19 protein-coding genes are annotated in these 13,423 nt (G+C 51.3%); 15 read left to right on the top strand and 4 right to left on the bottom strand.

The annotated features are described in order from the left end of the window. Positions 1-251: 251 nt before the first annotated feature. Together EBA_RS23700 and EBA_RS23705 are read right to left on the bottom strand one after the other, a co-directional pair. The gene (locus EBA_RS23700) at positions 252-1,016 is read right to left on the bottom strand and encodes a YkgJ family cysteine cluster protein (RefSeq protein WP_192377008.1); all 765 of its coding nucleotides are present in this window, start codon (positions 1,014-1,016) and stop codon (positions 252-254) included. Beyond that, positions 1,013-1,507, bottom strand: a complete 495-nt coding sequence (locus EBA_RS23705; RefSeq protein WP_192377009.1) for a YchJ family protein — start codon at positions 1,505-1,507, stop codon at positions 1,013-1,015. The genes EBA_RS23700 and EBA_RS23705 overlap by 4 nt, the downstream gene beginning before the upstream one ends. Positions 1,508-1,720: 213 nt before the next feature. Between EBA_RS23705 and EBA_RS23710 the strand changes: the two genes are divergently transcribed. From EBA_RS23710 to blaOXA, 7 genes are all read left to right on the top strand, one after another. Further along, positions 1,721-2,098, top strand: coding sequence for a YciI family protein (locus tag EBA_RS23710; RefSeq protein WP_192377010.1), 378 nt, complete (start codon positions 1,721-1,723; stop codon positions 2,096-2,098). Positions 2,099-2,218: 120 nt separating this feature from the next. Next, the gene (locus EBA_RS23715) at positions 2,219-2,707 is read left to right on the top strand and encodes a VOC family protein (protein ID WP_192377011.1); all 489 of its coding nucleotides are present in this window, start codon (positions 2,219-2,221) and stop codon (positions 2,705-2,707) included. Positions 2,708-2,755: 48 nt separating this feature from the next. Then, positions 2,756-3,112 carry a YciI family protein gene (locus tag EBA_RS23720; RefSeq protein ID WP_192377012.1) on the top strand — a complete coding sequence of 119 codons (357 nt, stop codon included), beginning with the start codon at positions 2,756-2,758 and terminating at the stop codon, positions 3,110-3,112. Between the two features lie 26 nt (positions 3,113-3,138). Then, positions 3,139-3,666, top strand: coding sequence for an SRPBCC family protein (locus EBA_RS23725; protein ID WP_192377013.1), 528 nt, complete (start codon positions 3,139-3,141; stop codon positions 3,664-3,666). A gap of 32 nt (positions 3,667-3,698) precedes the next feature. Then, positions 3,699-4,175, top strand: a complete 477-nt coding sequence (locus EBA_RS23730; protein WP_192377014.1) for an SRPBCC family protein — start codon at positions 3,699-3,701, stop codon at positions 4,173-4,175. 39 nt (positions 4,176-4,214) lie between these two features. Beyond that, the gene (locus EBA_RS23735; protein WP_192377015.1) at positions 4,215-4,688 is read left to right on the top strand and encodes a VOC family protein; all 474 of its coding nucleotides are present in this window, start codon (positions 4,215-4,217) and stop codon (positions 4,686-4,688) included. After that, on the top strand, positions 4,689-5,468 hold the full coding sequence (gene blaOXA / locus EBA_RS23740; RefSeq protein ID WP_192377016.1) for a class D beta-lactamase: 780 nt from the start codon (positions 4,689-4,691) through the stop codon (positions 5,466-5,468). It begins immediately after the preceding gene. A gap of 10 nt (positions 5,469-5,478) precedes the next feature. On the opposite strand, the gene wrbA is transcribed toward blaOXA, so the two are convergent. Next, positions 5,479-6,069, bottom strand: coding sequence for an NAD(P)H:quinone oxidoreductase (gene wrbA, locus EBA_RS23745; RefSeq protein WP_192377017.1), 591 nt, complete (start codon positions 6,067-6,069; stop codon positions 5,479-5,481). Further along, entirely contained in the window at positions 6,069-6,416 is a 348-nt protein-coding gene (gene arsC, locus EBA_RS23750) for an arsenate reductase (glutaredoxin) (RefSeq protein WP_192377018.1), read from the bottom strand. The genes wrbA and arsC overlap by 1 nt, the downstream gene beginning before the upstream one ends. A gap of 72 nt (positions 6,417-6,488) precedes the next feature. Here arsC and hldE point away from each other — a divergent pair, with 72 nt between their 5' ends. From hldE to EBA_RS23790, 8 genes are all read left to right on the top strand, one after another. Next, the gene (gene hldE, locus EBA_RS23755) at positions 6,489-7,919 is read left to right on the top strand and encodes a bifunctional D-glycero-beta-D-manno-heptose-7-phosphate kinase/D-glycero-beta-D-manno-heptose 1-phosphate adenylyltransferase HldE (RefSeq protein WP_192377019.1); all 1,431 of its coding nucleotides are present in this window, start codon (positions 6,489-6,491) and stop codon (positions 7,917-7,919) included. Between the two features lie 86 nt (positions 7,920-8,005). Next, the gene (locus EBA_RS23760; protein WP_192377020.1) at positions 8,006-8,260 is read left to right on the top strand and encodes a type II toxin-antitoxin system RelE family toxin; all 255 of its coding nucleotides are present in this window, start codon (positions 8,006-8,008) and stop codon (positions 8,258-8,260) included. Continuing rightward, a complete protein-coding gene (locus tag EBA_RS23765; protein ID WP_192377021.1) occupies positions 8,257-8,619 on the top strand; it encodes a helix-turn-helix domain-containing protein in 363 nt (120 codons plus the stop codon). Before EBA_RS23760 ends, EBA_RS23765 begins: the two co-directional genes overlap by 4 nt. Before the next feature lie 82 nt (positions 8,620-8,701). Further along, positions 8,702-9,898, top strand: a complete 1,197-nt coding sequence (locus EBA_RS23770; RefSeq protein ID WP_223146735.1) for a DUF262 domain-containing protein — start codon at positions 8,702-8,704, stop codon at positions 9,896-9,898. After that, the gene (locus EBA_RS23775) at positions 9,895-10,986 is read left to right on the top strand and encodes an AAA family ATPase (RefSeq protein ID WP_192377022.1); all 1,092 of its coding nucleotides are present in this window, start codon (positions 9,895-9,897) and stop codon (positions 10,984-10,986) included. Before EBA_RS23770 ends, EBA_RS23775 begins: the two co-directional genes overlap by 4 nt. A gap of 3 nt (positions 10,987-10,989) precedes the next feature. Then, positions 10,990-11,934 carry a hypothetical protein gene (locus tag EBA_RS23780; RefSeq protein WP_192377023.1) on the top strand — a complete coding sequence of 315 codons (945 nt, stop codon included), beginning with the start codon at positions 10,990-10,992 and terminating at the stop codon, positions 11,932-11,934. 103 nt (positions 11,935-12,037) lie between these two features. Beyond that, entirely contained in the window at positions 12,038-12,901 is an 864-nt protein-coding gene (gene ubiA, locus EBA_RS23785; RefSeq protein ID WP_192377024.1) for a 4-hydroxybenzoate octaprenyltransferase, read from the top strand. Between the two features lie 60 nt (positions 12,902-12,961). Then, positions 12,962-13,411, top strand: coding sequence for a nucleoside deaminase (locus EBA_RS23790; RefSeq protein ID WP_192377025.1), 450 nt, complete (start codon positions 12,962-12,964; stop codon positions 13,409-13,411). Positions 13,412-13,423: the final 12 nt, after the last annotated feature.

Genomic DNA, 13,423 nt, shown 5'->3' on the forward strand with positions numbered 1-13,423 from the left:
TTGATTGTCAGCTTTCTCTTAGATACTTGCCCTACAAGGAACTCAGTTCAATGTCGCTTCAGGGTCGGCAGCAGTTATTCAGAGTACCTGAAAACAGTCATTCCGGAACCTCGGCTTTCAGAAAAGCCCAGTGTCCAGGCCTTGTAGGTTTCATGCCAGTACAGTTGCATACCAAGTCTCCCATTCAAGCTCTAGCAACCAAAGCAAATCGTTTTTTTTTGCGTTGTGACAACAGGCAATCGGCGAATAAGTTATCCGGCTTGCGGGGCTAAATACTGCATTTCTTTGGCCCCGGCCAGGTAATGGCGATGGTATTCCACCAGGCCAAGTTCCGATGCGGTTTTCTCTATATAACCGTTCAACACCGGCAGTTGTTGCTGAGCAATCTGTTGGGCATTGGGGTGGCGAATTGCCGTTAGAAATGACGAAAGACTGGTCACGACTTGCCCGCCTTTAGGCTTAAGCGATACTTTGGCGAGGTTATCGACCAGTTGCGGGGTGTACTTCAACATATAGTCGGCATAGCGGCGAATCTGCGGAATCTGTTCCTCCAATTCCTCCCGTTCTGCATCAAAATCTTCACGAAACAGGATTTTCTTGTCGGCAAACACTAGCGGTGCCGTTTCGGAAGTATCGCAAGCCCAACCGGGTTGCGGTTTTAATAGCTCGGCTTGGAATTGCTCGTCCCGATACGGGTAAAACGGCATGGTTCGACAACGCGAGGGTTTATCGGCGTGAATGCCGCACAGATTATCGGCCGTCAGCGCCGGACACGGAAACGACGGCGGAAGATAGGCGGTCGGTACTATCAATACCGCCAATTCTTTCCTGTTGGCTAGTTTTATCGTGGCGCCCAGCTGGGACACCATCGCAAAGTCCTTACTGCCTTGGCGTAACGGCGTCCAGACCATGGCCAAGGGGAAGCGGTCAGCATGCTTAAACGCATCGTTAACCGTCAGCGGCAACTGTCCGTAACAGCACTTGCCGCACGCTGTACAGTGAAAATGTTGCGTCATTCCTGCTCTAATTCGGTCGTGGTGCCGCAGCATTTTTTGGCCTTTTTGCCCGACCCGCACGGACAGGGATCATTACGGCCCACTTTGCTGACCACGCGTTGCGTGACTTTGGGATTGATATCCCCGCTGACATATAGCCACTCGCCATTTTCACGGCGGAAACTGGCCAATTCGGTTTGTACCATCTCCTGCTTGTCGCGGCGGAACTTTATCGTAAACTCGACTTGCGCCGTATCGCCGGTTTCCGTGGCGTTACGGATTTCCAGGCTGCGCCACTCGCATTCTTCCGCCATCCGCTCGGCTTCCGCCCGATTAAAATCGTCTTTGATTTCCGGAGCATGGGTACGCTCGACATGGTCCAGCTTACGTTGCACGAAAGCCGTGTAACGCGAACGCATCAAGGCCTCGGCCGTGGGCGCGAGTGCACCGTCGATGATCGGACCGCAACATTCGGCATAATCCAGTTTGGAGCCGCAAGGGCAAAGCGTCATAGTCCATCTCCGGTTAGATTACGAAAAATTGAGTCTATCAGTTCATGGTAAGCGACAGCCGGCTTCGGCTCAAGGCAGGTAGGGGAAATTGTCGCCATGCACGACACCACTTTCGGTAGCTCGTTTCAACGATAAAGGCGTTCCAATTGTCGAATATGCCCAGCGCCGAACGACTACTCGGTGCGAACACTATTTTTAACCAAGGAGTTGACCATGAAATACCTATGCCTGATTTGCGCCGAAACCGTGATGGAAGGGATGTCGGATGACGCGGCAGCCAAGCACTTTGATGAATATACCGAATTTACCCAAGCCATCCGCGACAGCGGCCACTACCTGAGCTGCAATCGGCTATTGCCGGCCAATGCCGCCATCACGCTGCGGGTGCGCGGCGGTAAAGTTAGCATCACTGACGGCCCGTTTGCGGAAACCAAGGAACAATTCGGCGGCTATTACCTGATCGAAGCCAGCGATCTGAACGAAGCAATCCAGGTGGCCACGCGGATACCCGGAGCGAAGTTGGGTTGCGTGGAAATTCGACCGGTTGCGGAAGATCCAAAGACTTTGAAAGCGCTGGGACTGGTTAAATGACATGCGGCCCGACCTAGCGGACGAAAAAAATTTTGACGCGTTGTCGATTTAAGCCATTGTCGTTCGACTAAGGGTGCAAACCATAGTTATCAACACTTAACGCCAAACGAGGAAAACCCCATGACCACTATTAACCCCATACCCGACGGCTACCACACGCTTACCCCTTATCTGGTGGTACAAGGCGCGGCACAGGCACTGGAATTTTATAAAAATGCCTTCGCAGCCAGTGAGCTATCCCGCCTGAATACGCCGGACGGCGGCATAGCTCACGCCGAATTCAAAATCGGCGATTCGATATTCATGTTGGCAGACGAAAACCCGCACTGTACCGATCATTCGCCAGCAATGCTGGGCGGTACGCCGGTCAAGCTGTTTTTGTATGTCGCGGATGTCGATGCCGTGTTTGCCGCAGCAATTCAGGCCGGCGCCACGCAAACAAGGTCGCCTGCCGACCAGTTCTGGGGCGATCGGATGGGTGCGCTGAGCGATCCGTTCGGCCATCAATGGATGATCGCCACGCATGTCGAAGATGTCGACCCCAGCGAAATGCCCAGCCGCATGGCGGCATTTTTCGCGGCGCAAGCGGCGGGCGGTACGGCGGAATAACATCGGCTACCGGGCTTTCTATCGATATTTGTTAAAAAGGAAACCAGCATGAAATATATGTTACTGATTTATCTTGAAGAAGACAGCCTGGACGAAGCCGAGCGGCAAGCCTGTTATGTAGAGTCCACCCAACTCGCGCACAAGCTCAAAGCCAACGGCCAATACTTGGCCGCCAGCCCACTTCAGCCTACCACCATGGCGACTAGTGTTCGGGTCCGCGACGGCAAGCGCTTCGTCACCGACGGCCCGTTTGCGGAAACCCGCGAACAACTGGGCGGCTACTATCTGGTCGAGGCTCAAGATCTGGATGCTGCCATTGCTATCGCCGAACAGATTCCGATGGCGCGGAAAGGCACTGTCGAGGTCCGGCCGCTGATTGAGATTCCAGGCCTGCCTGGCGATTGAACTTACCAAAGCTTTAGGAGAAGACCATGATCAAAACCATCCTTATCGTTTTAGTCGTCATACTCGTCGCGCTGCTGATCTATGCGGCAAGCAAACCCGACACATTCCGCGTGCAACGCTCGATCATAATCAAAGCTAGCCCGGAAACGATTTTTCAGTTGATCGGCGATTTGCACAACATGCAGACTTGGTCCGCCTGGGAAAAAGTAGATCCAGGTATGAAGCGGACTTACAGTGGCGCAACCAGCGGTCCTGGCGCGGTCTATGAATGGGACGGCAACAACGACATAGGCCAGGGTCGCATGGAGATTTTGGAAACGACGCCGCCCGTAAAGATTACGCTGCGGCTGAATTTCATCAAACCATTTCCAGCCGAAAACACCGTGGAATTTACGCTGCAAGCCGAATCCGGCGCCACTCGGGTCACGCAAGCGATTTTCGGCCCTAGTCCGTATATTTCAAAAGTAATGAGCCTGGTGTTCAGCATGGACAAGATGATAGGCGGGAAATTCGAAGAAGGCCTGGCCGCGTTAAAGACCATAGCCGAAAAGTAGTTGAGCAGATTTAAATCCGACAGGAGCAAACCATGAACCCGACAGAAGAAGCCCCAGAAGCGCGCGAACTGGTGTTGACGCGTTTGATCGATTCGCCACCCGAGAAACTCTTTAGAGCCTGGACCGAAGCGGCATTGCTCATGCAATGGTTTTGCCCAAAACCCTGGACGGTGGCTTCAGCCGAACTCGATGTCAGAGCCGGCGGCACCAGTTTGATCGTGATGCGTAGCCCGGAGGGCCAGGCGTTTCCAAGCCAAGGTGTCTATCTCGAAGTCGTTCAAAACGAACGCTTGGTATTCACCGATGCTTACACCAGTGCTTGGGAACCCTCGGCCAAACCCTTCATGACCGGCATCATTACTTTTGAGAACGCAGGCGGAAAAACCCAATACACAGCCCGCGCGCTGCATTGGAGCGCGGCGGACCGGAAAACCCACGAAGAGATGGGCTTTTACGAAGGTTGGGGCAAGGCCACCGACCAACTGGTTGAGCTGGTTGCCGGCTTGTAAAGCCGGTTATTACTTTTTACACCTTACCGAGTTAACACCATGGCAAAAATCACCCCATTTTTGTGGTTCGACGACCAAGCCGAAGCTGCGATGAATTTTTACGTATCCATTTTTAAGAACTCGAAAGTCTTGGGCGTTAACCGCTACGGCGACGCCGGACCGGGGCCGAAGGGCAGCGTGATGACCGCCAATTTCGAACTGGATGGGCAAGTGTTTACTGCGCTGAACGGCGGACCGGTGTACAAGATGTCCCCGGCTGTTTCCTTTGTCGTACACTGCGACACCCAAGCGGAAGTGAACCATTACTGGGAAAAGCTTTCCGCGGGTGGCAAAGAGAATCAATGCGCCTGGCTGGAGGACAAATTTGGCGTAACCTGGCAGATCGTGCCCAATGTGCTGCTTGAATTGATCAGCGACCCAGACCCGGTGAAAGCCGGGCGAGTGATGCAGGCCATGCTGGAAATGACCAAAATAGACATACAAACTTTAAAACAAGCCTACGAGAAAACCTAAATGAAGCATCTATTCGCCGCCCTCATGCTGCTTTCCTGGCAAGTTCATGCTACCGAATGGCTGGACGGCCCGGAGCTTGGCAAACTATTTAGCGAGGCCGGCGTACAAGGTACTTTCGTGCTCTACGATGTCGATGCTGATCGCCTGATCGGCCACAACCGGCTCCGCGCGGAAACCCGCTTCATACCGGCTTCTACTTTCAAGATAGTCAATAGCTTGGTTGGCTTGTCGGTGGGCGTGGTCAGTAGTGTAGATGAAGCACTACCATTCGGCGGCCAGCCACAAATGATCAAAGACTGGGAGCGGGATATGGGCTTGCGCGAAGCCATCAAAATGTCCAACGTGCCGATTTATCAAGAATTGGCCCGCCGCATCGGCCATGCGCAAATGCGCGACGGCGTTACCGCGATGGGTTACGGTAACGCCGAGATCGGCGATAAGGTAGATAGGTTTTGGCTGGACGGTCCGCTGAAAATCAGCGCGGTGGAACAGACGGCATTTTTGGCCCGCCTGGCGCGGGATCAATTACCGCTCTCTGGCGATGTTCAGGCCAAAGTCCGGGAAATCGTCATGCTTGAGCAAAGCGGCGAACGGACTTTATACGGCAAAACCGGCTGGTTAAACGCTCCCAATCCCGGTATCGGCTGGTGGGTGGGCTGGGTCACGAATGGACAACATGCGTATAGTTTTGCGTTAAATATCGACATTACCCAGGCTGCCGATGCACCCAAGCGGGTAGAGATCGGTAGGGCCTGTCTTAAGGCACTGGGGATATTTTAACGCTAGCGTTCTACTGGGGGCGCAATGCCAGCGCCGTTTTCGCCAACCGTTCTCCCAGCACCCAACACAAGCGTTTTTCATGCTCGGTCAGTTCCGCATCGGTATCGGCGACATGGCTAGGCCCGTAAGGCGTGCCGCCACTGACGGTCTCGCGTAGGGCCATTTCGTTACACGGCAGGCTCATCAGCAACATGCCGTGATGCATCAAGGGCAGCATCATCGATAACAGCGTGGTTTCCTGACCGCCGTGTATGCTGCCGCTGGAAGTAAACACGCCGGCCGGTTTGCCGGACAACGCGCCGGAAAACCATAGTGCAGTTGTCCCATCCAAAAAATGCTTTAACGACGCAGCCATATTGCCGAAATGGGTCGGGCTGCCTAGCGCCAGGCCGTCGCAAGTTTCCAGGTCTTGCAAAGTCGCATACGGTGCGCCGACATCGGGAATGCTGTCGGCGATTTTCTCGCACACCGCCGAGACTTCCGGCACCGTGCGTAACACCGCTTCCACACCGGCCACCGATTCCACTCCACGGCCGATCTGCTGCGCCATGCGCATGGTGCTGCCGTCGCGGCTGTAATAAACAATCAGGATTTTCGCCATCAGAGTATCGCCAATACGTTTTCCGGCGGCCGGCCGATGGCGGCTTTGCCGTCTTTCAGTACGATGGGTCGTTCGATCAATTTGGGGATTCTGATCATCGCTTCGATCAACTCCGCATCGCTTAAAGACTTATCGTCCAGGCCGTTGTCTTTGTATTCCGGCTCTTTGGTACGCATCAAGTCGCGCGGCTTAATGTTGAGTTTGGTCAGAATGTCCTGCAATTCAGCGGCGGTAGGTGGCGATTTAAGATATTCCACAACCTCCGGCGTGACGCCTTGCGTTTCCAGTAGTTTCAAGGTGTCGCGGGATTTGCCGCAACGCGGATTGTGATAGATTTTGACGCTCATGGTTTGCACCTTAATCATGACGGGTTGCGGCTATAATAGCACCCTTCGAATCACGGATAAGCTCCCAAAGCCATGCAATTACCCAACTATTCAACCGCCCGCGTGCTGGTGGTCGGCGACCTGATGCTGGACCGTTACTGGCACGGCGCCACCTCGCGAATTTCCCCGGAAGCGCCGGTGCCAGTGGTTCACGTCAAACAAGACGAACAACGCGCCGGCGGTGCCGGTAACGTGGCATTGAATATCGCCGCGCTGGGCGCCAAAGTGTCCTTGCTGGGTTTTACCGGCGAAGACGAAGCAGGGACGGCTTTGAAAACCTTGCTGCAACAGGCCAAGGTTTTGTGTTTGTTTCAAGCGGTGCTGGGATACCCGACCATCACCAAATTACGGGTGATGAGCCGCCATCAGCAATTGATACGGCTGGATTTTGAAGACGGCTTTAATAATGTCGATAGCGCCGCGTTACTGCATCTATACCACGCCGAGATGATGCAATCGCAAGTCATCGTGCTGTCCGATTACGGCAAAGGCACTCTGAGCCAGGTGCAGCAATTCATTCAATTGGCGAAGCAGTTGCACAAGCCAGTGTTGGTCGACCCGAAAGGCAGCGACTTTTCCATTTACCGCCAAGCTACGCTGATTACGCCCAACTTCAGTGAGTTTGAAGCGGTCGTGGGTCGCTGCGCCGATGAACAACACATCGTCGAACGCGGCATGAACTTGTTGAACCAACTGGAGTTGCAAGCCTTGTTGGTTACACGCGGCGAAAACGGCATGACCTTGCTCAGTAAATCGGAAGAACCCTTGCATCTACCAACCCACGCCCGCGAGGTATTCGACGTCACCGGTGCCGGCGACACGGTTATTTCCGTATTAGCCGCCAGCCTGGCCGCGAAAAAGCCGCTGGCCGAAGCCACGCAACTGGCCAACATCGGCGCCGGCATCGTAGTCGGCAAAATGGGTACCGCCACTGTGAATACCGACGAATTGGCCAATGCCTTGCAAGGCCCGCGCGCCCATCGCAAAGGTGTCTGCAGCTTACCGGAATTACTGACCGAACGCGCCGCCGCCCAGCAAAACGGCGAGAAAATCGTCGCCACCAACGGCTGTTTCGACATTTTGCATCCTGGCCACGTCCGTTATCTCCAACAGGCTAAAACCCTGGGTGATCGCTTGGTGGTGTTAGTCAACAGCGACGCCTCGGTGCAGCGCCTGAAAGGCCCGGAGCGCCCGGTCAACAAGCTGGATCACCGCATGGAAATGCTGGCGGCTTTGGAGTGCGTGGATTGGGTAGTGGAATTTGAGCAAGACACCCCGAAAGAAGTCATCGACCAATTACTGCCCGACATTCTGGTCAAAGGCGGCGACTACACCGACATCACCAGCATCGCCGGCCACGAAAGCGTATTAGCCAACGGCGGCGAAGTGAAGATTTTGTCGTTTATCGAGGGGCATTCTACTACGGCGATTATTCAGACGATTAAAGAAAAAACCGGCAACTGACAGCCAATAGCCAAGATACGCATATGCGACTTGAGTTTTGTGATTTATTTTAGCTATTATTTATAGCCAAATGCTATTATCGGCCAATGTATCAAGTCGTCTATCGAAAAACTGCCGCCAAAGCATTACTCAAAATGCCGCTTAGAGTAGCCGAACAATTCAAAAAAGCATTCGAGCAGATGGCAATTGATGACGAAGACGGACTGGACATAAAAAAACTGGAAGGCAGAGAAGGCTTTAGATTGCGAATTGGCGGTTACCGTGCGATTTACCGCAAATTGCACGATGTGCTGATTATAGAAGTGCTTAAGGTTGGTAGCCGGGGAGATATTTACAAATGAGCGTGCAATTTATCGAACAAAACGGCCAAAAACAATATGCGGTTGTGCCCGTCGCCGACTACGAAAAACTGTTGGAAAAGGCGGAAATGCTGGATGACATAGCGACCTTTGAGCAAGCCCTGGCGAGCGAAGACGAACTGGTTCCTGCCGAAATCGTCAATCGGCTGTTGAATGGCGAGAACAAAATCAAAGTATGGCGCGAACATCGCGGCCTGACTCAGTCGGGACTGGCCGAGAGCTGCAACATGGCCCAAGCCAGCATTGCTCAAATGGAAAGCGGCAAGCGCACTGGCACCGTGGCTGTATTGAAAAAAATAGCCGAAGCGTTGGGTGTGGATTTGGATGATTTGGTTTCGTAAGCTCACCAAAATAGTTGGTTTATATCAATTTCGTTTGTTATAAGCCGCCTTATTTTTGCTGTTTATCAAGTTTGAAGCGTTTATGACTAAAAAAAAGCAATCTGATCTGATCGATGAGGCCGATGCTTCCGCTGATGAAATTACATTAGAAGACGAGGACAAATCTGGGTCGGATCTAAAAATGAAGCCTTGGAATCCGAACGATATTCGAATTACCACTAAAAACTTCACTATCCGGGAGATTTACACCCAAATCGAAGACAAGGAACCGGATCAAGAAAAAGAATTGGATTTAGCGCCCGATTTTCAAAGGACTTTCGTTTGGAATACCAAGCAACAGATACGCCTTATTGAATCTATTCTATTAGGCATCCCTCTCCCTGCTTTTTACTTCAACCAGGATAAAGACGGCGCTCAACAGGTGATTGATGGTGTTCAGCGACTGACTACTATCAAGCGGTTTATGTCCAATCAGTTAGAGTTGAAGGAAGAGCATCTTGAATATCTGAGTCCACTAAAAGGGGCGACATTTTCCTCTCTCGATCCCGCAACCAAGCGGCGTTTTGCCGGAACCCAGATCGTTGCTCATGTCATCGAGCCGCAAACACCGGATGATGTCAAATACGATATTTTCAACCGTGTAAATACAGGTGGCAGTCCACTGACTGCACAAGAAATTCGTCATTGCATGAGCAAGGAACGTTCTCGTGAATTTTTGCGTAAACTGGTAGAAAGCAGCAGCTTTGAACAAGCCACAGGAAAGTTTTTTTGGAGTAAGGACTCTTCTGGACAATGGATTCGCGATAGCAAGAGGATGACAGATAGGGAAATGGCTTTACGCTTTTGTGCTTTCTACTCCATACCATTAAACAAATATGCCAGCGCTTCAAGCTTGGATGTGTTTTTGTTAGATTTTGCTCGCTGGCTAGACCAGCAAGCGAAACCGGCGGATTTAAAAAAACTAGAAACTGCATTCCACCAAGCAATGCGAAATTGTCATCTAGTGTTTGGTGTAGGGGCGTTTCGAAGATGGCACCCTTTTAATTTAACTCCCAGTGGTCGTCTCAACCGAGCAATTTTTGAGTCACAAACATTAGCACTTGCCGATTACCCGACGGAGATTGTTGTTGCTAATAAAGAAGTTATCCAAAAATCTTTGCGGGACCTTTTCAAGGACCCTGATTACGACACTGCAGTAAGTTCCGGCACCGGTTCTTATCGAAAAGTAGTTGATCGACTAGACAAGCCTCGTAAAGCTCTGGTGAAAATTTTCATATGATCCGTGAATTTAAACTAAGCGGCTTCAAAATGTTTGCGGAGGCCAGTTTCAAAATGGCGCCGCTGACAATTCTGGCCGGCATGAACGGTGCCGGTAAAACTTCCGTAATCCATGCTTTGCTGCTTTTAAAAGAGTCCGTTCGGCGCGGAGATAGTATTGTTCCTTTGAATGGTCCGTTCGGTTTGGAATTGGGCTCTTTCGAAGATATTCAAAACTGGAATGCTCAGGAGCAGGTAAGGTTTGATCTTACGGATGACACTGAGACAACCTATTCATGGAAGTTGACAGGAAATGCTAGTTCTCTCTATGCAGAAATAGAATCACAACAACCAGAATTTCCAATGCTCTTCATTGAAGGAGGCCGAACATTTCAATATCTTTGTGCTGAACGCTATGGTCCACGCAACATTCTTGGCTCTACAGCATTACCTCCAGAACTCTTGGAAGTCGGTTTCCGAGGAGAATTTAGTGCTCAGGTTATATATAGTCTTGACAGTTTATCCATCGATGAATCCCGCCGCTGCCCTGGATTTGGCGAAGAGGATGCCGCGTTATTGAAATTCGAGACCGAGCGGTGGCTATCGAGGGTTGCGCGACCAGTACAAATCGATACCGAATCTATTTCGATTAGAACGGTAACAGCATTGCGCTTCCGCGTTCCCAATGGCGAGTGGGTGCGACCGCCGAATATGGGATTTGGGGTGACTTATGCGCTACCGGTAATCCTTGCCGGTTTAACCGCTGGAAACGGTGGACTTTTAATCGTGGAAAATCCTGAAGCTCATCTTCATCCCGCCGGGCAATCGCAAATGGGATATTTCCTTGCCGCCATGGCATCGGCCGGCGTGCAGGTTGTGGTGGAAACCCACTCCGATCATGTCTTGAACGGTATTCGCCGCGCTATTGGCGAGCATAGTATGCTGACCAAAGATCAAGCAATTATCCATTTCTTCGATGTCGATGGAATGGACCCACAGACACTGCGCTTTACCGAAACCGGAGGCATTGCCTCTTGGCCTCGCGGTTTTTTCGATCAGTACCAACTTGATGTTGCCGCCCTAACGCGCGTAAGGCGTCCAAGGCAATAAGTCATGCCCTTCGTGATTGACGAAACAAGCTGGCATTTCGATGAGCTAGAGCAAAATAACTGCATAGAGGCATTGGAGGTGATGCTGGATTTACTGGATGATGCGCATGACCAAGGACAGCTAGCCTGTTATTCGGAAGAGTTGTTTGAAACCGTCGTCTGGCAAAATAAAACTTTTTATGGATTGTATGAACCTGATTCGCCAATGGCGATACCTTGGGAAGTTCAGGAACGCGTCGCGAGTATCTTTGGCAGACTGCCCAAATGGCAGGAACTCGACTCGTATGAGCCGAGAGATTTTGACGTACAAATTGACAACAATGGTAAAGAATTTGCCCCGTCGATAGCTTGGGCTCACGAACAAACAATTCAAAACAAGGCAAACGCTGTTGCTTGTCTGGTTTTTCCAGCCGTTCGTCCAGTTGGAAATCATGCTGTTACGGTCAATAACCGGATAGCAAATTTATGGTTTATCGGAGATTTTCAAAGCTATCGAGGCTATTTTCGGTGGCTGATTCTTGACACCACTAAGAATCCCGATGAAATGGCAAGATTTGCGGCTTCCGCGTTCCCTTCTATTGATTTTATTCCCGACTCATTCAATGGCATCAAAGATATGAGTAAACCTTATCGGGATCTTGTTGAACCTCTAACTATGCATCTCAGTGCTCTGTCTGATCACGGCAAAAGAATTTTCTTGGGCTCTTGGCAAAATGTAACGGCTGAGTTTGGTTCGCTTGGCGTAGACATCACGGATGAAAACGGAAATACCAAAGGAAATAGCCAAGCACGGAGAGAGCGAACAATCAATGTTAACGGCGAAGATGTTGTGTTTTGGTGGCACAGTAAGCTTGAGCCGGATAGAGACCGAATCCATTTTTCTCCAGATAAAATTGCCAACGGCGGTCCCTTGTTAGTCGGGATATTTTGTCACCATCTTCAAACTTAAGGTCCCCTCGGTGCAAAGCCTAATTTGATTTATCGCTTTAAGTCAAAATATCATCGATTAACTGTTTAGTCGTCTATCAATACTTTTAATTCATCCTTGATTCATGGAAACCCTCAAAGACCGCTTCCACCAATACTGGCTCCTAGCCCGTTTCGATAAACCCATCGGCATCCTGATTCTGCTTTGGCCTACCTTGTGGGCCTTGTGGATAGCCGGTAACGGCCATCCCGATACGTTGGTGCTGACGGTATTTGTGGCCGGGGTCGTGTTGATGCGCGCCGCAGGCTGTGTGATTAACGATTATGCCGACAAGGATTTCGATCCACATGTCGATCGCACCAAGCTGCGGCCCATCGCGGCCGGCAAGGTGACGCCGAGAGAAGCCTTGATCGTGTTTGCAGTGTTATGTCTGACGGCCTTCGGCTTGGTATTGACGATGAACTGGTACACCATAGCGCTGTCGTTTATCGGGGCGTTTTTGGCGGCCAGCTATCCGTTTATGAAGCGCTTTACCCATCTGCCGCAGGCTTACTTGGGCGCGGCGTTTGGCTTTGCGGTGCCGATGGCCTTTGCCGCGCAAACCAACGAAATTCCTTTGGTGGGCTGGATTTTGTATCTGGCCGTACTGCTGTGGGCGCTGGTTTACGACACCATGTACGCCATGGTGGATATTGACGACGATTTGAAAATCGGCGTCAAATCCACGGCCATTTTATTTGGCAAAAGGGTGCGAGAAATCACCGGCGGGCTGCAAATCGTCATTTTAGGTTTGTTGATTACGGTCGGGGTAATGCAACAATTGAGCTGGCCGTATTACGGCGGTTTATTGGCCGCAAGCGTTCTGGCGGTTTACCAACAAAAACTGATTTTTCATTTCGATAAACCTAATTGCTTCAAAGCGTTTTTGAACAATAACTGGTTCGGTCTGGTGGTGTTTGTTGGGATTGTGTTGGCGTATGGGCTATAAGTTATTCCTATAGCTCTTTCCCGAATGTTTAGAGCTACCTAATCAATTTTAGGATTTACGATGAACTATAACGAGATGCTGGCCGTGGCATTTGCCGAGGCTCAAGCTGGTTTTGACGAAGGCGGTGTGCCGGTCGGCGCGGCCTTGTTTGCTGCGGATGGCACATTGTTAGGTCGTGGCCGTAATCGCCGGGTACAGGATAACGACCCGTCCGTGCATGGCGAAACCGATGCTTTTCGCAAAGCCGGCCGGCAAACCAACTACCGCGACAAAATCCTGGTGACGACCTTAGTGCCCTGTTGGTATTGCTCTGGATTAATCCGGCAATTTAATATTGGCACGGTGGTGGTCGGCGAATCAGCCAACTTTGCCGGCCACCTGGATTGGTTGAGAGAAGCCGGGGTTAAGATCGTGGAATTGAACGACGCGGCGTGTATCGGTTTGATGGGCCGCTTCATAGAGCAGTCGCCAAATATATGGTTTGAGGATATTGGCGAGCACTGCAGTTAAAATGCGTTCCCG

This window comes from Methylomonas albis, from assembly GCF_014850955.1.
In the GTDB taxonomy this organism is placed as follows: Bacteria; Pseudomonadota; Gammaproteobacteria; order Methylococcales; family Methylomonadaceae; genus Methylomonas; species Methylomonas albis.